Source organism: Pseudomonas sp. SIMBA_068 (assembly GCF_046534705.1).
Taxonomy (GTDB): domain Bacteria; phylum Pseudomonadota; class Gammaproteobacteria; order Pseudomonadales; family Pseudomonadaceae; genus Aquipseudomonas; species Aquipseudomonas putida.
The window spans coordinates 1-312 of sequence record NZ_JAWRYI010000248.1 but is presented as its reverse complement, the minus strand read 5'-3'; the positions used below and the strand labels follow the sequence as shown (position 1 = coordinate 312).

The window sequence follows — 312 nt, the reverse complement described above, 5'->3', positions numbered from 1 at the left end:
ACAAAAGACACAGGACAGAGCACAGGAATTTGCCTGGCGGCCGTAGCGCGGTGATCCCACCTGACCCCATGCCGAACTCAGAAGTGAAACGCCGTAGCGCCGATGGTAGTGTGGGGTCTCCCCATGCGAGAGTAGGGAACTGCCAGGCATCAAATTAAGCAGAAGGCCATCCTGACGGATGGCCTTTTTGCATTGGCGCAGAAAAAAATGCCGGATGCGACGCTGGCGCGTCTTATCCAGCCTACTCTTGCTTATCCGTTCTGCTTTTGCATCCACTCCACCACAAAATCAGCCAGCCCCTCAACATCATTA

The 312-nt window shown here is 54.5% G+C and carries 1 rRNA gene; it reads left to right on the top strand.

The annotated features are described in order from the left end of the window. The first annotated feature begins 32 nt into the window (after positions 1-32). A 5S ribosomal RNA gene (gene rrf / locus SB756_RS29030) occupies positions 33-148 on the top strand. The last annotated feature ends 164 nt before the right edge of the window (positions 149-312 follow it).